Source organism: Kitasatospora sp. NPDC028055 (assembly GCF_040637885.1).
Taxonomy (GTDB): Bacteria; Actinomycetota; Actinomycetes; order Streptomycetales; family Streptomycetaceae; genus Kitasatospora.
Genome location: NZ_JBEZXE010000001.1, coordinates 383726 through 401032, shown reverse-complemented (window position 1 = coordinate 401032; position 17307 = coordinate 383726). Strand labels below are relative to the sequence as shown.

At 73.6% G+C, this 17307-nt stretch carries 20 protein-coding genes; 3 read left to right on the top strand and 17 right to left on the bottom strand.

Translation table 11 applies throughout. The features are described from left to right. Positions 1-18 precede the first annotated feature (18 nt). From AB0F71_RS01975 to AB0F71_RS01950, 6 genes are all read right to left on the bottom strand, one after another. Positions 19-474 (bottom strand): hypothetical protein, encoded by a 456-nt coding sequence (locus AB0F71_RS01975; protein ID WP_360226614.1) that lies wholly within the window; start codon positions 472-474, stop codon positions 19-21. Positions 475-488: 14 nt separating this feature from the next. Continuing rightward, on the bottom strand, positions 489-1082 hold the full coding sequence (locus tag AB0F71_RS01970) for a hypothetical protein (RefSeq protein WP_360226611.1): 594 nt from the start codon (positions 1080-1082) through the stop codon (positions 489-491). Position 1083: 1 nt separating this feature from the next. After that, positions 1084-1470, bottom strand: a complete 387-nt coding sequence (locus tag AB0F71_RS01965; protein WP_360226608.1) for a hypothetical protein — start codon at positions 1468-1470, stop codon at positions 1084-1086. Between the two features lie 93 nt (positions 1471-1563). Continuing rightward, a complete protein-coding gene (locus tag AB0F71_RS01960; protein WP_360226605.1) occupies positions 1564-2043 on the bottom strand; it encodes a hypothetical protein in 480 nt (159 codons plus the stop codon). Positions 2044-2434: 391 nt separating this feature from the next. Further along, a complete protein-coding gene (locus AB0F71_RS01955) occupies positions 2435-2692 on the bottom strand; it encodes a hypothetical protein (RefSeq protein WP_360226602.1) in 258 nt (85 codons plus the stop codon). A 286-nt stretch (positions 2693-2978) separates the two neighbouring features. Next, the gene (locus AB0F71_RS01950; RefSeq protein ID WP_360226599.1) at positions 2979-3695 is read right to left on the bottom strand and encodes a hypothetical protein; all 717 of its coding nucleotides are present in this window, start codon (positions 3693-3695) and stop codon (positions 2979-2981) included. Positions 3696-3710: 15 nt separating this feature from the next. Between AB0F71_RS01950 and AB0F71_RS01945 the strand changes: the two genes are divergently transcribed. Continuing rightward, positions 3711-4094, top strand: coding sequence for a hypothetical protein (locus tag AB0F71_RS01945; RefSeq protein ID WP_360226596.1), 384 nt, complete (start codon positions 3711-3713; stop codon positions 4092-4094). Between the two features lie 104 nt (positions 4095-4198). Here the strand turns inward: AB0F71_RS01945 and AB0F71_RS01940 are convergent, their stop codons facing one another. From AB0F71_RS01940 to AB0F71_RS01890, 11 genes are all read right to left on the bottom strand, one after another. Further along, on the bottom strand, positions 4199-4612 hold the full coding sequence (locus AB0F71_RS01940) for a hypothetical protein (protein WP_360226593.1): 414 nt from the start codon (positions 4610-4612) through the stop codon (positions 4199-4201). Positions 4613-4637: 25 nt separating this feature from the next. After that, entirely contained in the window at positions 4638-5399 is a 762-nt protein-coding gene (locus AB0F71_RS01935; protein ID WP_360226590.1) for a hypothetical protein, read from the bottom strand. Positions 5400-5410: 11 nt separating this feature from the next. After that, complete coding sequence (locus AB0F71_RS01930; protein ID WP_360226587.1) at positions 5411-5815, bottom strand: hypothetical protein; 405 nt, start codon at positions 5813-5815, stop codon at positions 5411-5413. Between the two features lie 57 nt (positions 5816-5872). Continuing rightward, positions 5873-6517, bottom strand: a complete 645-nt coding sequence (locus tag AB0F71_RS01925) for a hypothetical protein (protein WP_360226584.1) — start codon at positions 6515-6517, stop codon at positions 5873-5875. A 384-nt stretch (positions 6518-6901) separates the two neighbouring features. Continuing rightward, a complete protein-coding gene (locus tag AB0F71_RS01920; protein ID WP_360226581.1) occupies positions 6902-8173 on the bottom strand; it encodes an ATP-binding protein in 1272 nt (423 codons plus the stop codon). Between the two features lie 253 nt (positions 8174-8426). Continuing rightward, on the bottom strand, positions 8427-8867 hold the full coding sequence (locus AB0F71_RS01915; protein WP_360226578.1) for a DUF6238 family protein: 441 nt from the start codon (positions 8865-8867) through the stop codon (positions 8427-8429). 11 nt (positions 8868-8878) lie between these two features. After that, positions 8879-10336 (bottom strand): SCO6880 family protein, encoded by a 1458-nt coding sequence (locus tag AB0F71_RS01910; RefSeq protein WP_360227673.1) that lies wholly within the window; start codon positions 10334-10336, stop codon positions 8879-8881. Positions 10337-10409: 73 nt separating this feature from the next. Next, positions 10410-11639, bottom strand: coding sequence for a type IV secretion system protein (locus tag AB0F71_RS01905; RefSeq protein WP_360226575.1), 1230 nt, complete (start codon positions 11637-11639; stop codon positions 10410-10412). A 272-nt stretch (positions 11640-11911) separates the two neighbouring features. Then, positions 11912-12607 carry a hypothetical protein gene (locus tag AB0F71_RS01900; RefSeq protein WP_360226572.1) on the bottom strand — a complete coding sequence of 232 codons (696 nt, stop codon included), beginning with the start codon at positions 12605-12607 and terminating at the stop codon, positions 11912-11914. After that, on the bottom strand, positions 12607-12924 hold the full coding sequence (locus AB0F71_RS01895; protein ID WP_189278178.1) for a DUF6112 family protein: 318 nt from the start codon (positions 12922-12924) through the stop codon (positions 12607-12609). Before AB0F71_RS01895 ends, AB0F71_RS01900 begins: the two co-directional genes overlap by 1 nt. A 98-nt stretch (positions 12925-13022) precedes the next feature. Then, positions 13023-14189: a C40 family peptidase gene (locus AB0F71_RS01890; protein WP_360226569.1), complete on the bottom strand. Its 1167-nt coding sequence runs from the start codon at positions 14187-14189 to the stop codon at positions 13023-13025. A 706-nt stretch (positions 14190-14895) separates the two neighbouring features. Between AB0F71_RS01890 and AB0F71_RS01885 the strand changes: the two genes are divergently transcribed. Together AB0F71_RS01885 and AB0F71_RS01880 are read left to right on the top strand one after the other, a co-directional pair. Continuing rightward, positions 14896-15663: a DNA methyltransferase gene (locus AB0F71_RS01885; RefSeq protein WP_360226566.1), complete on the top strand. Its 768-nt coding sequence runs from the start codon at positions 14896-14898 to the stop codon at positions 15661-15663. Positions 15664-15772: 109 nt separating this feature from the next. Continuing rightward, entirely contained in the window at positions 15773-17242 is a 1470-nt protein-coding gene (locus AB0F71_RS01880; protein ID WP_360226563.1) for a DUF317 domain-containing protein, read from the top strand. Positions 17243-17307: the final 65 nt, after the last annotated feature.

Here is a 17307-nt window from a genome sequence, read left to right as displayed (position 1 = left end):
GGCGGGTCCTCGGGGGTGTCAGCGGTGGGGAGGTTCGACGATGCGGGGGTGCGGTGGCACGGCGGCGGCCGGGGAGAGGTGGACCGCGGCCGTGGTGCCGGCGGCCCGCAGGGCCGGGGACTGGGTGGTGGCGGCTCGGCTGCGGGTGGTCTCGGCTGCGGCCTCGGCGATGGAGTCGGCGGTGGCGGCCGTGCGGAACCCGGCGGCGGCGATGGCGGTGGCCTCCATGAGAAGCGGCTCCCACAGCGGCGGCCGGTCGCCGTACTGCTGGGCGACCTGGCGGCCGATCTCGGTTACGGCGTCGGCGAGTTGCTGAACCGCACCGGGCATGAGGGTGAGGCCCAGCAGCACCTCGGCGGCCTCGTGGGCCGTCAGCGACGGGGCGATTTCGACGATCTCGGCGAAGGCGCGGCCGGCACGGGCGATGGCCTGCTCGGCGACATCGAGGGGCCTGGCGGCGGGGGCGTCGGACAACGGTCGTCCTCTTTCTACGGGCGCCGACCGGCTCGGGCCGCGGCGGAGACGACAGGAGAAGGGGTGGAGAGGAGACCGGCCCGGTGGCCGGCGGTGCCGCCCGTCGCCGCGCGGGGGCGGGCGGCACCGGTGCCGCGGCTCTCGGCCAGTTGGCAGACGGCCAGGGCGAGGGAACGGTCGCGGCCGGTGTCCACGATGCTGCCGTCCGGCCGGGCGAGCGGCGCGACGAGGCGGGCCTCGTGGCCGCCGAGCCGTAGCAGAGCCCACCGGCACGAGGCGGGGTCTCCGTCGGTGGCGATTCCGGTGGCGGCCAGGATGCGCCGGGCGGTCTCCAGGAAGCGGTGGTCGGCAGGGCCTGCGGCGTCGGGGTCGGTGCGCAGGGTGCACTGCCACACCAGCCTCGTGCGCAGGGCGGCGGCGGGCCCGGCCGGCGGTGGCAGGTGCGCGGTCAACTCCGCGGCGAACGCTGCCTGGAGAAGTGAGGGCAGGTCCGCGACGGGGCGCCAGGCGTCGATCAGACGCAGGTCCTGCTGCTGCCGGGCGGCGGCGGCCGTGGCGGAGGCGAGCACGTCGCGGGTGGAGGCGTACCGGGCGATCGTGGGGTGCACGTCACCGTCCCGGGGCCGGTGCGACCGTCGGGCCGGCCGAGGCGAGTACGGGCGCCTCGACGAGAGGCGGGCTGCTGCCCCGATGTGCGGCGGAGCGGGCGAGTGCGGCCTGGTGGCGCTCGGCGGCATCGAGCGGGCCGTCGTAGTCCCAGGGCCAGCGGCCACCGATCCGGTACCGGCCTTGCTCGTCCGGGGTGACGGTCTCCGTGCCGCCGTCCCCGTCGTAGTCGGGCGTCCACTCGAAGACCAGGAGACTGCCGTCCCAGCGGCCGGTCAGCCCGCAGTTGTCGGAGTGCAGGTCGGCGACGATCTGCTCAGCGACCGGCCGGGAGAAGGCTGGGCTGCAGTAGGGCCCGATGAGGCCGCTGGTCTCGCGGGGGTCGACCATGCCCGGATAGGGCCCGTGGGCAGCCCCGTCGACGTAGAAGTGGTAGAGGCGTTCCGAGTTGGGGGTGGGCAGCGCGTCTCCTGAGTGGTGGGGTCAGGGGGAACGTGGCGTGCGTTCGGGGCTTGGGAGCGGAGCCGTGGAGGAGGGGGCAGGTACTGCCGGTTGCCTTCTCGGCGACCCGGTGGTCGCGGCGTCGGCACGCGCGGAGCGGCGGACGGCGTCCAGGCCGGAAGCCCACCTGGCGAGATTGTCGGCGGTCATGCTGGTGCGGGCGGCATCGGCGCGAATCCGGTCAACCAGGTCGTGGTGACCCGGAGAGGTGGTGGCGCGGACCTGGTCGGCGCAGGCCCGAAGGGTTTGCTCCAGGCCGTTCATGGCGCTGCCAGAGCCGATGGTGAGCTGGCCGAGGAGGTCGGACAGTTCACCCGCGTCCTCCATCTCACCGATCAGGTCCCGGAGTTCGGCGAAGGCGGTGGAGACGTCTGTCAGCAGTGCCAGGGCCTTGGTGCTGCGGGCGGAGCCCTCCAGCGCGGGTTCGAGGTCGACGCTCCACTCGTCGTCCTGGAGCCACATCCTGGCCTCGGCTGCCGCCGCCTGCCGGTCGAGGGGGCCGTCAGGGACGGACCGCCGGGCCGGGCCGCCTGCGGATGCCGGCGCCCGGAAGCGCAGCGGGGCGAGAAAAGCGAGCGCTTCGGCTGGTCCGTGAACCTCGATGCTGCCGTAGGGGCCGCGGCGGATCGCGACCGGCGCAGGCCGGTGGCCGGTGGGTGCTTCCGGTGTGGACAGGGTCAGCTCCAGGGATGGGAAGGCAGGTCACCGGGCCGGCGCGGTGGGGCGGGGGCTGCGGTGTCTCGGCGCGTCGCCGTCGGCCGGTCGGCGGCCTGTTCGGCGCGCAGGACCTGAGCGACGAGGGAGGAGGCCGCCGCGATGCAGGGCGGGCCGGCGGGGCCGGCGGGGCCGGCGCTCAGTTCGGGTTCTCGGTGACGCGGTCCGTGCTGGTGGCGGCGGCGGCCAGCTCGGGGAGGTCGGCCGGCTCGGACTCGCGCTGGTCGATCCACCAGCCGGCCTTGTCCAGCGTGCGCAGCTGCTCCTCGACGGCCAGCCACGCCTCCTCGGTGACCGCGCCCTCGACCACCAGGGCCTGGTAAGCGGCGGTCACGAGCTGGTGCCGGCAGCGCTCGCCCCAGGCGATGGCCCGCTCGGGGCCCTCCAGCGGCGGCATGCCGAACTGGGCGGCCCACGCGGCGGCGGCCTCCTGCTCCTCGGCGCGGCGGGCGGCGATCCACGCCTCACGTTCGGCGGTGTCCTCCTTGCGCTCGGCGAGCCAGCAGTCGCGGCAGGAACGGGTGGCCAGCCACCGGGCGTAGGAGGCGCGCTTGTCGGCGGGGCGGGAGGACAGATCATGATCAACGCTGTGGCCGCAGTCGTGCTCGACGGACCACCGGGTTCGGACAGCTATGTCGGATCTCCTGTGAACTGGACTTGAGGTGGGCTGAGTTGGGCTCGGGTCACCGCGAGTTCTGGCGTCCGTTGGCCCACGCGATGCGCGGGTCGACGGCTGGGGCGGACGCGGTGGTGGTGGCGGTGGCGGTGGCGTGCAGGGCGGCGGAGGAGCGGAGCCGGCCGCTGGTGGCGAGCGCGGCGCGGGCGCGGGGGCTGGCCGGGCCGCTGGTGCGGGCTGCGGCCGGTGCGGCCGGTGCGGAGGCGGGGCGGGCCGCGACGGCGGCGAGGTCCTTGCCGGCACCGGCGAGCACGGTGGTGGCCTCGCCGACCACGGCCTCGATCCGCGCCAGGTCGATGCTCCCCGGGTTTGTGCGGACCTGGGCCTCGATCGCCCGCAGTCGCGAGGCGATCTCGGCGCTGAGCGCGGCTCGGTCGTGCAGCAGCGCGTCCGCTCGCTGGTCGTCGCGGCTCGGTCCGGTCGGCGTGTGGACGACCGTGTTGAACGGGTCCGCCGGCGTGGGGGTGACGGGCCCGAGTACGGGAGCCTTGACCACGCGGGTCTCGAACGGGTCGTTCTGAGCGACCTGGGCCGGCGGGGCGGCGGGCGACGGCGGGGTGCGGTTCATCTCCTCGATCAGCCGGGTGGCGAACGGGTCGGTGGACTCGTACGGGCCGGTGAGCGGCTCGAAGGCGAGGTCCGCGGCGACCCGCAGCCCCTTGTCCCGAAGCGTGGAGACAGCGGTGGCGGCCCGTTTGTCGCCCTCGAACTCGGGCTCGTCCATGACGTAGAGGCCCGGGTGGTGGCCGCCGGTGCTGGAGAAGCCGGCCTCGGCGAGCGCGTAGGCGGCGGCCTGGTTGCTGTGCGGGTTGGTGGCGACGATGCCCAGGTGCGGGTGGCGGCCGATGTGGACGTCGAAGGGGCGGGGCGGAGCCGGTGCGGCGACCTGGACGACGGCGTCCGGGCCAGCGGCGCGGGCGGCGGGGCTGTCGAGAGCGGGCGTGGTCGCGTCGTTGTAGTCGAAGGCGGGGTCTGCGCTGACCTTGACGCCGGCTCGGCGCAGGGCGGCGGTGGTCTGCCGGGCGTGCAGGAAGATGTTCTGCTCGCTGCGGTCCAGGGCGTGCCGCCCGTCGGCGAGCTGGCGGAAGCCCGCACGGGCGAGCAGCGTGTGGGCGGCCGGTGAGGCGTCGGGGCCGACCTCGGCGACGACGCCGAACTGCGGGTCACGGGTGATGGAGACGTGCTCGGGGGTGATGCGCTGCTCCTCGGGGCAGATGGCGGACGCGGTCAGCGGCGGGCGGCCGGTGCCGGCGGCGGGGACGTGGGCACAGTGGGTCGGGGCTGGTCGGATACGGCGGTGGTGTGCGCCGCGGTCGCGGTGAGGGCGGCGACGGCCCGTGCCGCCGACGAGGGGGCGACGGTGACGGCAGCGCTTCCGAGGCCGGTCAGCTGGGCGGAGCGGGAAGTGACCGGGACTCCCATGTCCCGCAGAGTGGCCGCGAGTTGGGCCGCAGCCCTGGACTGGGCGATCGGGTCGTTCTCGGCCAGGGAGTAGCGCTCCGGGGCGTACTGGAGGCCGAGGCGGAATCCTGCGTCGGCCAGGGCGGCGAGGACGGCCGGGTCGCGGCTGGCGGTGGTGACGGTGATCCCGGCGGAGGCCAGGCGGCGGAAGGTGACGCCGACGGGCTGCTGGTGGGGCAAGCGGGTGTTCTCCAAGGGGGCTCGGTCAACGGGCGGCAGTGCGACGGGGAGCCGGTCCAGGCGGCAGCGGCGCGGTGGCCGGGGCGGCGGCCAGCCGTGCCCGGCGCGACGGACGGGCGGCCTGGGCGCGGGTGGCAGGCGGGTGGGTGGTATCCCGCTGCTGCGTCGCCCGGAAGTCGCGGCGAGCCTGCGGTCCGTACCAACTGGCGTAGTGGTCAGTGATGTTGAGGTGCTGCGGGTCGTGCCGCAGGATCATGTAGGTGTAGGAGTCGACGCCTTCCGGGGTGCGGGCCAGCCACCACCCGACGCCGTCGTCCCAGGCGTGCATGGCCTCCACGACCACGGTGCCGGACGCCACCTCGTGGGCGAGTGCCCGGTCAGCGGGAATCAGGCGGCCGGCAGCCAGGTCGGCGGAGATGATCGCGCGGGCCCTCTCGGCGACGCGATCGGCGTCAGGGAACGGGCCCTCGTCCTGCAGCCACCGGTAGTGCTCGGACAGGTCGCCGTTGCGCTGCTCGGGGCGGTGCCAGTTGGCGACCGGCACCCGGGCCGCGACCAGTCGGTCGACGAGGCGCCCCGCCCTGCGGATCTGCTCGTGCGGTTCGACACTCCGACGCTGGTGCCAGCAGTCCAGCGCATCACCCCGCCTGGAGAATCCGGCCTGGTATATCGCTTCGCCGACGGGCCCGGGCACCTGGCCGTTCAACACGACGAACTCGCCGTGGTCGTAGTCCCACCCGAACGCCACCAGCCCGCCGGTGGTGCCGGGATCCGTCGTCTTGGGCATCGGGCTCCCGATCAGCGGCGCCGTGCCGAGGCCGGAGAAACCGTCACCGGAACCGGCGCCGGGCTGGCGGTCGAGGCGACCTCGGCCGCCTTCCGCTTCACCTCCTCCTCGCGAGCCTGGAGCAGCCGCACCAGGTCGGCCTCCAGCACATCGCGCTCCTCGGCCGCCTCCTCCAGCTTCTCCAGCTGCGCATCCAGCTCGTCCAGGACGGCGTCGTCCACGCGCCGCTGGGCGGTGGCGATGTTGACCAGCCGCACGCGCTGGAAGGACACCGCGGTCTCGGCGGCAACCAGCGCGCGGTGCGTGTCGAGCACCCGCGCGGTCTGCGCGTCGGCCCGCGCCTGGGCGGCGGTCAGGGCGGTGATGCTCTGGCCGAGGGCGGCCTCCAGGCGGGTGTCCTGGCGGGTGAGCGTCATGGTCGGCATGCTTCTCCAAGAGGTGGGAATAGCAGTGGAGTTGGCGTACTGGGCAGGTCAGAAGGGGGGCGCCAGGCCCGGCCCGGCGAGTCCGGAACTGATCACCGGGGGAGGCGGTCCCACGGGGAGTGCGCCCGGGCGGCCGAGCACCACGGGGGAAGTCCGGCGGGCGGCGGCGGCCCGCGGGGAACCGGGCACCGGAGTCTCGGCCGCGTACCCGTAGGAGGTCCACTCCGCGCGTGCAGCGGCGAGGTCGGGGTGGCGGCTTCGGCCGTAGTGGCTGCTGTCCGGCTCGGTGTAGAACACCGCCGCCTCGCCGGCACCGGGGTAGTCGACCAGCAGCTCGATCGAACCCTCCGGTGCCTGGTGATGCGCGTGGATCACCAGGTGGCCGGCGGCGACGTCCTCGCTCACCAGGTGAGCCCAGACGGTGCGGCTGCCGAGCGTCCGCGCCGGGCTCGGAGGCGCCGACGTCCCCAGCGGCGGCGGTGCCTTGGCGCGCAGGCGCTGCTCGTCCGCGCTGTACACCCGGGTGATCCCGTAGTCGGCGGCGGCCAGCAGCCGCCGGGCGTCGCGGATCTGCCGCTCGGCGGTGGAGTCGCTCGTGTCCCGGCGGATGCGGTGCAGCCGCAGCGCGTCGTCACGGACAAGCCCTGCCTGCTCCAGCCAGTACGCGCTGCGCCGGTCGGGAGGGTCGGCCACGATGGTCTGCCGGTCGGGCAGGTGGGCGATGGTGACGTGAGGGATGACGACTCCTGGGTGGTCAGCGTTGGCGGGTGCGGCCGGACCGAGCGGGAGCGGCTGGGATTGGGCGGCTGGGCTCGGCGGCGACGGGCGGAGCGGTGCGCGAGCCGCGAGCGACGGCGCCCTGGCCCCGTTGCTCGCGGGTGAGGCCGACCGAGCACCGGTAGTCGGCTCGCTCGGGGCCGGAGGGGCGTCCGTAGGTGCTGGCCCTCCTGGGAAGGAACCCGGCGGGTTACAGGATTGCGCCCGCGCCGAGGCTGGCCTGTGCGACGATGGCGTTGCCGGGCTCGTCCACGTCGGGGGCGATCACCACGTGGAGCAGCCGCAGGCAGTCGGGCGTGATCATGCCGCTTCCGGGGCCGCGTGCATCCGGGCGTCGGTGTCGAACAAGGTCAACTCGGCACGGTGCAGCAGATGTTGGACCACGAAGCTCCGGCCGGCGACCTTCCACAGTCCGCGGCCCTTGCCGAGGGCGGCGATGGCGGCGGTCTCGACACCGCTGAGGCCGAGCAGGCCGGCGGTGGCGGCCAGCTGGTCGCTCTCCTGCCGGTAGATCACGCGGGTCGCGCAGTCGGTGAGCAGGCCCTCGGCGAGCGCCCGGGTCCGGGAGCCGGCGTCGCCTGCCGACAGCAGGTCGCTGAGGCGGTGGATGATCAACATGTTCGCGATACCCAATCCGCGGCTCAGCTTCCACTGGGCCTGCATCCGTTCCAGCAGCGCCGCGTGCCGCATCACGCGCCACGCCTCGTCGTAAATCACCCACCTGCGACCACCGTTCGGGTCGCTCAGTGCCGCTTCCATCCACGCTGACGCGCAGGTCATCGCCAGCGTCAGCGCGGTGTCGTCGCCGGAGCTGCCGAGCCGGGAGAGGTCGATGGTCAGCATCGGACTGCGCGGGTCGAAGGCCGCGGTCGACGGCGCGTCGAACATCCCCGCGAGGTCGCCGTTGACCAACCGGCGAAGGGCGTGGGCGAGGTCCTGGGCGGCTGCGCCGACCCGCCGGGTGGGGTCGCCGAGCGCGGCGTCCAGCACGGCGGCCTGCCCGAGGACGGCCGCGACGTCGCCCAGCAGCGGGACCTGGCCCGTGCGCGCGCAGCGGTCGACCACCGCGTCCAGGGCGATGTCCATCGCCGTGTACTCCATCGGCGCCAGGTCGCGCCGCAGGACCGTGCGGGCCAGCGAACCGAGCAGCAGGAGCCGGCGCTTACGGACCTCACCCGCCCAGTCCGCCAGGTCGACCCCAGCCGGAGGGGGCGGCGCGTCCAGCGGGTTGAGCCTCCCGGGAAGCCCCGGCCCCAGCGCGATCGTGGTCCCGCCGATCGCTTCCGCGACCGACGTCCACTCGCCCTTCGGGTCGCACGGAACGTAGACGCGATAGCCAAATGCCGTGCTTCGAAGGGCGATCGACTTCGCCAGCGCCGACTTGCCCTGGCCGATCACGCCCGCGATCAGCGTGTTCGGGTTTGTGAAGTTTTCAACTTTCCCGTAAAGGGCGAACGGGTCGAAGACGAAGCTGGCCTCGGCGTGGACGTCGCGGCCGATCAGGACGCCGGCGGAGCCGAGGCCGCCCTCGGCGAGGAAGGGGTACGCCGCGCTGGCCGTCGCGGTGGTCATGCGGTGCGCGGGAAGTCGCAGTCGGCCGCCGCGCAGGGAGGCGGGGCCGGGGCGTCCGGCGGCGGGGTAGGCGGGGAGGAGTTCGGCGTTCTCCTCGCGGCGGCTCTTGGGGCGCTGAGGGCGGCCGGCCTGGCGGGCGGTGCGGCGGGCGGCGGCGAGGTCGCGCTTGGCCTGGCGGCGGGCGGCGCGGTCCGAGCGGGTCGGGGTGAACAGGGGGGTGGCACTGGCGGAGCGCAGAGGAACGTTTCTCCTGTCAGATGCGGGGGGCTGTGGTCGGGGTGCCGCGGAGCTCGGAGGGGGTGGCGATTACCCGGACGCGGCCGGAGGTGGTGTTGTGGCGCTGGCAGATCACCATGTCCGGGGCGCCCTCCGGCAGCCGCAGCGCGCAGGCTTCGCGGGTGGGGCGGCGCCCGTCGGCCCGCGGGGCGCGGTGGTAGGCGTCGTGGAGGGCGTCGCAGGTCTGCCAGAGCCGGATGCGGGCGGCGTGGAGGTGGCCGGCCTCGGCCGGGGCGAGCGGCCGGGTGGTGCCGGTGTGGGTGTCGAGCAGCGCGAACAAACTGACGCAGTGGGCGTGGAGTGCGTCCAACTCGCCACGGGAGACGGGTTCTTGCTCCGGGATGGCGGTGTGGTGGTGGACGTCGACGCCCGCGGTTGCGAAGCGCAGGAGGCGGTGGTCAGTCGGTGGGTGGTGCACGGTGCCTCCCGTCAGGTGCGGGCGAGCGGGAGCGCGCCCTGGGCGAAGGCTTCGGCCTGCTGCCAGCGCAGGAGCCGCGGGTCCAGGCCGGTGCCGGCGGCGGCGGTCTCGATCGAGGCGCAAGCGCGGCGTAGCTCTTCCGGGTTGTCGGCGCTGACGACCACCAGGCCGGTGAGGTCGACGTCGGCGTGCCCGGAGATCAGCTCGCGCTCGTGCTGCTTGGCGTCGGCGTACTCCATGCTGTCGGCTTCGCTGTCGACCTGCCCCTTGCGGACCCGCTCGGCGGCGTCGGAGACGATCGACGCCTTGGTGCGCTGCACCGCCTTGAGCGCGGCGTCCAGTGCCTGGGGTCCGTAGGTGAGGGAGAGGGTCCGGCGGGCGCCGCCGGCGAAAATGAGCGGGTGGAGGAATCCGTGGGTGACCTCGGAGCGGGGCCACTGCTCGATCCAGTACACCGCGTGGCAGGCGGTGTCGGTGGTCAGGCGGCCGGGTTCCTCGACGACCACGACGGGGCCGGCGGCGGCCGGGTCGGCGGTGGCCTCGCCGCTCTCGGACCACTGCTCCAGGTTGGCGAGGGCCTTCGGGTCGTAGGCCGAGCGGATCACGGCGGCGATCTCGCCGGTGGTGAGCCAGCCGCGGGGGTTGAGTCCGGCGTTGCGCAGCGACTGCTCGAAGCCGGGCGTCAGCTGGGTCAGGACGCTGAACGCGCCGGACAGGCCGCCGCCAGCCTCGCCGATCAGGCGGCGGGCGCCCTTGAGGTCGAGGCTGATGGCGATGTACGCCTCGTGCGGGGCCGCGGTCGGGCCGGCGGCGGCGAGGAGGTCCGCGTAGACGGGGCCCGCGATCGCCGCGTCGGGGCGGCCGTTCTCGGCCCAGTACCGGGCGAGGGCGTCGCCGCTGTCGGGGACGGTGCGCTCGATCACCTGGACGGTGGTGATATAGCCGGTGCGGGCGAGCGAGGCCAGGCACCGGCCCCAGGCGCTCACGTTGCCGGCCTGGGTGGCGGGGTCGAGCAGGGCGAAGGCGCGGGAGCTGACCCGGATGACGGCGGTGAGGGTGTTCTTCTGCGGGTTGTGGATCGCGCCGAGCGTGCCGCCGGGGGCGGTGACGGCGCGCAGGCTGGCGTCGGTGCCGGGAAGGTGGAGCAGGCCGTCGCGGCGGGGCCGGGTGGCGGGCCGGGCGAGCCAGACGAGCTGGCCCTTGGCACGGCGCAGGTAGTACCTGATAAGGATTGGGGCCCAATCTGCCACGGAGCGGCTGTTGAAGCGGACGAGGACGAGGGCGGCGGCCAGGGCCCAGAGCGGGGTGGCGAGGGCGGCGCCGGCGAGTCCGGTGGCGACCATGGTGGCCAGGAGCATCGCGCCGGCGGTGCCGACGACGGTGAGCTGGGCGGCGGTCAGCCCGAGCAGGACTCCACGTCGGGATCGGCTGGGGAAGCGGACGGTCGGTGTGGGAAGGTCGGCCGACAGGGGCGACTCCTTCGGTCAGGGCGGGGGCGCCGGCCGGGGCCCGCAGGCGGGCGGTGGCCCCGGCCGGTGCTGGTCAGGAGGTCGGCGGCGTGGAGGGGCCGACGGGGCTGCTCGGCGTGGCGGCCGGTCCGCTGGTGGCCACCGATGGGGTGGCGGGACCGGCGGCGGACGCCGACGGGGCAGCGGGAGCCTGGGCGGCGGCGCCACGTGCGGCGCTGAAGACCACCTGCGGCGCGGCACCCGCGCTCCCACCTGCGGCGGCAACTGCGCTCGTGGGCTTGGCGGTTGCCCCCTCGCTCGCTCCGCCCCCGGAGGACTGGCCGGAGGCCGGGGCCCGGGAGATCAACGGCTGGCCCTGGTCGCCGCCGGACTGCTGGGCGCGGCGGGTGATCAGCGCCTTTCCGACCGCGTCGCCGCCGCCTCCGGAGGAGGTGCCGGGGAAGCGGAAGGTGTTCTGCGACGGAGACGAGCCGTCGCCGGAGCCCGAGTTGCCGGAGCTGCCGCCGGCCGGGGCGTCCTGGCCGGGCACCTGCGCCGGGCCCTGCGGGGCGGCTCCGCCCATCGCGGCTCCGCCTGCTCCGCCGGTACCCGCGGTCGCGGCCATCCGGGCGCCCTTCTGGGCGGTCGCGGCACCGACCTGCAGACCGGCGGCGGTGCTGCGGTGCAGGTCGTGGCCCTGTCCGCCGTCGCCCGCCCAGTGGACGAACTTGTAGATCGCCATCGGGGACAGCAGGACCAGCGCCATGACGACGAGGCCGCTGATGATGTCCGACAGGGCCTGGACGCCGTCCTTGGTGTCGGTCTGGCCGAGCGCGGAGACGCCGACGAGCATGATGATCGTCATGATCAGCTTGCTGAACACGACGGTGGCGGTGGCCTCGATCCACTTGCGGCGCCAGTCGCGGGTCGGCTCCCACGCCCCGCCGGCCGCCGCGAAGGGGGCGAGGACGACGAGCACCAGGATGGTCACCTTGCGCAGGACCATCGCGCCCCAGTAGAGGATCGCCCCGGCCGCGCAGCCGAGCGCCACCAGCGCGGGGATCGCCCAGCCCAGTGGTGAGGTGATGCCGATCATCGACACCTTGACCAGGCGCCTGACCGCGTCGTCCATGCTGGAGTTGGCGATCTGAAACAGCCCGCGCGAGAGTGCGTCGACGATGACCAGGGAGACGCCGGTGAAGGTGATCGCTGTCATCGCGAAGAGGGTCGCCGAGACGGTCCCGGTGACGGCCTGGCCGAGCGCCTGGCCGTCCCGCCTCCAGGCGGCGCGGATCAGCTGGAAGATGAAGGTCATCACGAGCATGACCAGCGCGATCGGCAGGATGGTCGCGTAGTTGGTGCGGAACCACTCCGCGCCGAGGTCGACGCTGGTGGTCTTGTCGACGGCCCGGGAGGCGAGGTCGACCGCGCTCTTGGCGAGGTCGCCGGCGGACTTGGCGACCCAGTTGCCGATGGAGTCGGTGACGGAGTCGCTGACGCCGCCGACGATGACGTCGCAGAGCAGGCCGGAGCCGGGAATGTCGCAGAAACCGATGGGCGATCAGCTCCTCTGGTCGGGACCGATGGGGAAGGAGGTCAGGGGTAGACGGTGGTGGCGATGGAGGCGAGCGCGCAGTCGCGGCCCGGCCGGCACTGGACGGCCAGGGTGAGGGCGCGGTCCTCGGCGCCCCGGCCGCCGTCGTTCCAGCTGACGGTCTGCTTGCCGGTGACGGTGACGGCGTAGACGTAGGCGACGGTGAGCTGCGAGGGGTCCTTGCCGATGGCCTGCTGCCAGGCGGCGGGCAGATGCGCCTCGGCGGCTTCGCCGGTCGCGTGCTGGCCGTTGTCGCGCATCCGGCTCCACAGGACCGGGTCCGGCAGCTGGGCGGCGAGGGCGTCCGGGTCGGCGTACTTGCTCTCGCCGGTCAGCCAACCGCGGAGGCCGGCCAGCTGCTGCGGCTGGGTGGCGGTGCGGGTGTCGTAGCTCCACAGCGCGGTGGCGAACGCCTTCGCGTACGTGATCGGATCGCTGGTGTGCGGCGGAGCGGCGATGACGGAGGCGCCGGGTGTCGATCCGGCCGAGGGGGACGGCGCGGAGTCGTGCGGTGAGGTGGTCGAAGTCGCGGAAGCGGAAGGAGCGGAGGGGGAGTTGGCGGCGCTCGGGGTGCGGTGGCCGCCGCCCGCCAGCCGGGCGGTGAGCCCGGCCAGCAGGGCGACGACCACGAGCACGCCCAGGCCGATCAGCAGCCGGCGCAGCATGGTGGACTGGCCGGTGAACGGCGAGGACTTCATCAGTGGACGCTGGTCCCAACGGTGCTGAAGAAGCTGACGATCCCGTTCGCGGCGCCCAGCAGAAGCGCGCAGCCGGCCGCGACCAGCGCGCCTTGCTTGCCCTTCTGCTCGCTGCCGTGCGAGCCGGTGTGGTGGCCCCAGGCCCAGACGATGCCACTGACGCAGAGCGCACCGACCACCGCGATGATCGCGAAGAGGTTGATGCTGCCCACAGTGGACTTCAGCACGGACAGGCCGGGCAGGCCGCCCTCGGACGGCGAGATGCCGGGGTCGTACGCCAGCTGGGTGGCGGCGTCGGCGAGGTAGTAGGTGAGCAATCACACTCCACGGCTAGAGGGGCAGGAAGGTGCGCGGTCGGGCCGCGCGGGAGGGGGGAGAGGTGCGCGAAGTGCGCTGAGATGGACGGCAGTTGCCGTCAGGGGGCGATGCGGCGGGCGGCGATGATGTCCGCCTTCCACGACGCGAGCGTGGAGATCTTGACCACGTCGCCCGTCTTGGGGGCGTGCACCACGAGGCCCTGGCCGATCGCCATGCCCACGTGCTCCGGCCCCTCGGGGCCGGGCCGGGTGTACAGCAGGTCGCCCGGGCGGATGGCGTCGACACTCACGGCGGTGCCGTTGTGGACCTGCTCGTAGGTCCGGCGCTCGATCGAGATGCCGCCGGCCTTGTACGCCTGCTGCGTCAGGGACGAGCAGTCACAGCGGCCCATCGGGTCCTGGCCGTGTGAGTCGGTGCAGCTGCCGCCCCACTGGTAGGGCGTGCCCAGCTGGCCGAGGGCGAACTTGATGGCGGCCTGGACGGCAGGCGGAACATCGGTGGGGATCTGGTAGCCGGCCGGCAGAACACCGGGTGGGATGACACCCCAGTTCGTTCCGTCGCCGCCTCCCGTGCCGCAGCCGCTCGGCGTGGCCGGCGCGGACGGGACCGGTGACGGGGTCGTGCCCGGGGAGGGCGTCGGCCCAGGAGTGGAACTTCCGGACAACACCTGGGAGATGGCCTGCTGCAAGGCGGTCGCCAGCGGCTCCCACTTGGCGTAGGCATCCGGATAGCCGGACCGCTGGACCTTCTGGGCCGCCACGGTGAGCGGCAGCTGCTCCCAGCCGGGAACCTCCAACAGGGCCTTGTAGAACCGGGTCGAGGCGTACACCGGGTCCTGGATCTGCTCGGCCGTGCCCCAGCCCTGCGACGGGCGCTGCTGGAACAGGCCCAGGCTGTCGCGGTCCCCGTAGGACAGGTTCCGCAGGTTCGACTCCTGCAGCGCGGTGGCCAGAGCGATGACCTGACCGCGGGCGGACACGTTCATCGAGATGCCGGTCGCCGTGATCGTCTTCGCGAAGGGGATCTGCACGGCCGGGTTGTCCAGCCCGGCGACGGGTCCGACCTGCCCGGTCGCGCCGTCCAGGATCTTCTTGACCTGGGCGGCCACGGCCGCGCTGTCCACAGGCTGTGGACCTGGACCAGGTGTGCAAGTGTCGGACTTGGTGGAGTCGTTGGCGCTGACCGCCAGGGCGGGGAAGGCGATGGCGAACGGCGCCAGGAGAAGGCCGGCGAGACCGCCGCCGACCCACTTCTGCCAGCTCATCGCGCCCTCCGAACGTCACCTCCGGCCTTGGCGGCACGGGGGTCCGGCGGGCGGGGCTTGGGCATCCGCATCCGTGCGGTGAGGGCGAGCAAGGCGGGGGCTCCTGTCGGATCGTGCGGTGGGGTGCGGGGTGGGCCCGCCCGGCCGGGAGGCGGGCGGGCCGGCGGGAGCGGCAGCGAGCCGCGCTCGTAATCTCGAAAAAGGCATGGGTGTCCCCTGGAAAGGGATGGGTGGAATTCGCTTGCGGCGGCCGACGGTATCGAATCGAGGGCTCGCAACCTAAAACGTTGTGATTCCTGCAATCCGGGGTGTACCGGCGACCTGCCCGACGGACGCTAATGCCTTCCCGGCTCGCAACCAAAAACGGGAAATTGGTCGACGTGCAGGAAGAAGGCGGAGTTCCTTCGGGGCGCCTCACCGTAGAACCGGACCGGCTCGGAACCTAAAACGGGATTCCGGACCGGGCGATCTCCGGGGGCGTGGCAGACGATAGGCGGAGTGCGACTCGCAACCTAAAACGATCTTCGCAAGGCTGGCTCGGGGCGCGTTTTAGGTTGCGAGCCGCACCTGGGCTAGGTTCCTGACGCAGCCGCAGCCCGAGCACTCCGGAGCCGCCCCGCCGGACTCCCGCCACCCGCCGAAAGGCCAGGTCAATCCGCCGGTTGCCGTTGCTGCCCCATCCCCGACCAGGAGGTCAGCCCGCCCCTTGCCCTACGAAATCCACCAGGGCGACGCCCTCGTCCGGCTCGCCGCGATCCCCTCGAACTCCATCGACGCCGTCATCACCGATCCGCCCTACAACTCGGGCGGACGCACCGCCCAGGAGCGGACCGGACGAACGGCGCGAGCGAAGTACACCTCGAACGACGCCGCCCACTCCCTCGCCGATTTCCCCGGTGAGAACAAGGACCAGAGGAGCTACACCTACTGGCTGTCCCAACTCCTCGCCGAGTCCTACCGCGCGACCAAGACCGGCGGCGTCGCCCTCGTTTTCACGGATTGGCGTCAGTTGGCTGCCACGAGCGATGCGCTGCAGGCCGGCGGCTGGATCTGGCGCGGCGCACTCGCCTGGTACAAGCCCGCCGCTCGCCCGCAAAAGGGCCGATTCACCCAGCACTGTGAATTCGTGTTGTGGGGCAGCAAGGGCCCGATCGACGGCGACGCCCACCCCGTCTACCTGCCCGGCCTCTACACCGCCTCCCAGCCCAGGAGCGGCCGGGTCCACATCACCCAGAAGCCCGTCAGCGTGATGCGGGAACTGGTCAAGATCTGCCGCCCGGGCGGCACCGTGCTCGACGTCTGCGCCGGCAGCGGCAGCACCGGAGTCGCCGCCCTGCTGGAAGGCCGCAACTTCATCGGCGTGGAGGTCACCCCGCACTACGCCGGCATCGCCGAACTGCGCCTCGCGGAGACCGAGCGGCAGATCGCCGAGGGCGCGACCGAACCCGAGGACGAGGGACTGGCCGAAGCCTGATCACCGACAGCCGGGCCGCTTCGATCGAGGCGGCCCGGCCCCGCCCCAGCCCGAAGGAGATCTCCTGAGCACCCCCGCCCCCGACGAAGTGGTGGTCACACCAGGCCACTTGGCCGGACCGGGCGACGCCGAGGCCGCCCTCGCCCACTTCCTCGAAACGTCTCCCACCTGGGGCCGTCACAGCCCGGGGCAGGACATCACCGTCGCCCTGCACGAGTCCCTCCTCGCCGCGATCGAACTCGACCACGACACCACCACCGGGCCCCGCTGGAGCATTGCCGCCTACGCCTCGCCCGTCGGCAAGCGGACCTGGAGCGCCACCTTCTGCACCCGCACACCCGTCGAGCTCGTGAGCGCGGTGGCCGAGCGCCTCTCCCACGCCCTGACCGCGACCAACGAGGCAGTGCGAGACGAACTGCTCTGGGGCCGCAGGTCGCTGGACACCACCATCGCGACCGACCTGGAAGCCGCCGACGAACCATGGTCGCGGGAGACCAGCCCCGTCCACGGCGTCTACAGCTACACCCGACCCGACGACACCGCCGGCATCGCGGTCAACCACAACATCGGCGACATCCGCGGCCTCGGCCCGACCGTCACCGTCTGGGGCGGCCCCCGCGGATACCCCAGCGAGCGCTGGCACGCCTCCTTCACCGGCCACACCCCCAGCGCCCTCATCAGCGCCGCGCTCGACGAAGTGGTCAACCCCCTGCCGACGCTCCGCCAGCGCCTCAAGATCCCCGCCGCCAACCGCACCCAGGTCCAACTCGAGCCCAGCGCGCGCCGCAACCTGCCACCCGGAAGGCAGCCGCAGTCCGCCCGCGAAGGCCCGGGCGAGAGGCAGGCCGACCCCGAGGACGCCAGCCCTGACAGCACCGAGCCGAACACGGTCACCATCCGACGCACCGACGAAGGCGCGATCGTGGCGAGCGGCGGAGACGAGCACACCGCCCTCCTCGTCGGCACGACGGGCTTCGCCCCCACCCCCGGCAGCCGGAACCACTACACCCTGCCCACCGGCCACCAGCAGTACGAGGAGAACGAGATCGCCACCGACGCGGCCATCCTCCTCGCCACCGCCGGCTACGACGTCGCCCTCGACCCCACCCTCGGCGTCCGCCCGTCGCCACCGCCCTTCGTCGCCGTCACCGAAGACCGCCTGCCCAGCAACACCGCGGAACAACTGGCCGACCGGATCGACGACGTCACCACTCACCTGCTGCGCACCACCGATCCGGCCGAGGTCCGCAGGGTGGCCGGCGTCATCACCGGGGAGGGCGGCGTGCTGGACCGCAGCGCCCGGGCCCTGCGCGCGGCCGGCGGCTGGGCCCTCCACCACGGCGTCGGTGGAGACGCCGGCGAAGCGCTCCGGCTGACGGCGGAGATCGTCGCCTCCGGCCGGGAGGCTGCCGACCACGCCGTCGGCCGTCTCGGCGCCGACCACTCGCCGCGATCCGCAGCAGCCCGCACCCGCTCCCGCACCACGCTGGCCCCCACAGCACCCCTTCCGCCGGGCACCGACTGGCACGGCCACACCGGAGCCCCTGGCCGCGGCGGACCGCAGCCGAAGCCCCGCTGACCACCCCCAGCACCGACCCCGACACCTTCCGGCGTCGACCGCCAAGCCGCTGCCGTCCCGCCCGC

What these genes read in the sequence shown, in the direction of transcription:
- AB0F71_RS01965 (WP_360226608.1), bottom strand. Translation starts at nt 1,470, where the DNA reads ATGGTCGACCCCCGCGAGACCAGCGGCCTCATCGGGCCCTACTGCAGC.
- AB0F71_RS01960 (WP_360226605.1), bottom strand. Translation starts at nt 2,043, where the DNA reads ATGTGGCTCCAGGACGACGAGTGGAGCGTCGACCTCGAACCCGCGCTG.
- AB0F71_RS01955 (WP_360226602.1), bottom strand. Translation starts at nt 2,692, where the DNA reads ATGCCGCCGCTGGAGGGCCCCGAGCGGGCCATCGCCTGGGGCGAGCGC.
- AB0F71_RS01950 (WP_360226599.1), bottom strand. Translation starts at nt 3,695, where the DNA reads ATGGACGAGCCCGAGTTCGAGGGCGACAAACGGGCCGCCACCGCTGTC.
- AB0F71_RS01935 (WP_360226590.1), bottom strand. Translation starts at nt 5,399, where the DNA reads ATGCCCAAGACGACGGATCCCGGCACCACCGGCGGGCTGGTGGCGTTC.
- AB0F71_RS01930 (WP_360226587.1), bottom strand. Translation starts at nt 5,815, where the DNA reads ATGACGCTCACCCGCCAGGACACCCGCCTGGAGGCCGCCCTCGGCCAG.
- AB0F71_RS01920 (WP_360226581.1), bottom strand. Translation starts at nt 8,173, where the DNA reads ATGACCACCGCGACGGCCAGCGCGGCGTACCCCTTCCTCGCCGAGGGC.
- AB0F71_RS01905 (WP_360226575.1), bottom strand. Translation starts at nt 11,639, where the DNA reads ATGCTCGTGATGACCTTCATCTTCCAGCTGATCCGCGCCGCCTGGAGG.
- AB0F71_RS01900 (WP_360226572.1), bottom strand. Translation starts at nt 12,607, where the DNA reads ATGAAGTCCTCGCCGTTCACCGGCCAGTCCACCATGCTGCGCCGGCTG.
- AB0F71_RS01890 (WP_360226569.1), bottom strand. Translation starts at nt 14,189, where the DNA reads ATGAGCTGGCAGAAGTGGGTCGGCGGCGGTCTCGCCGGCCTTCTCCTG.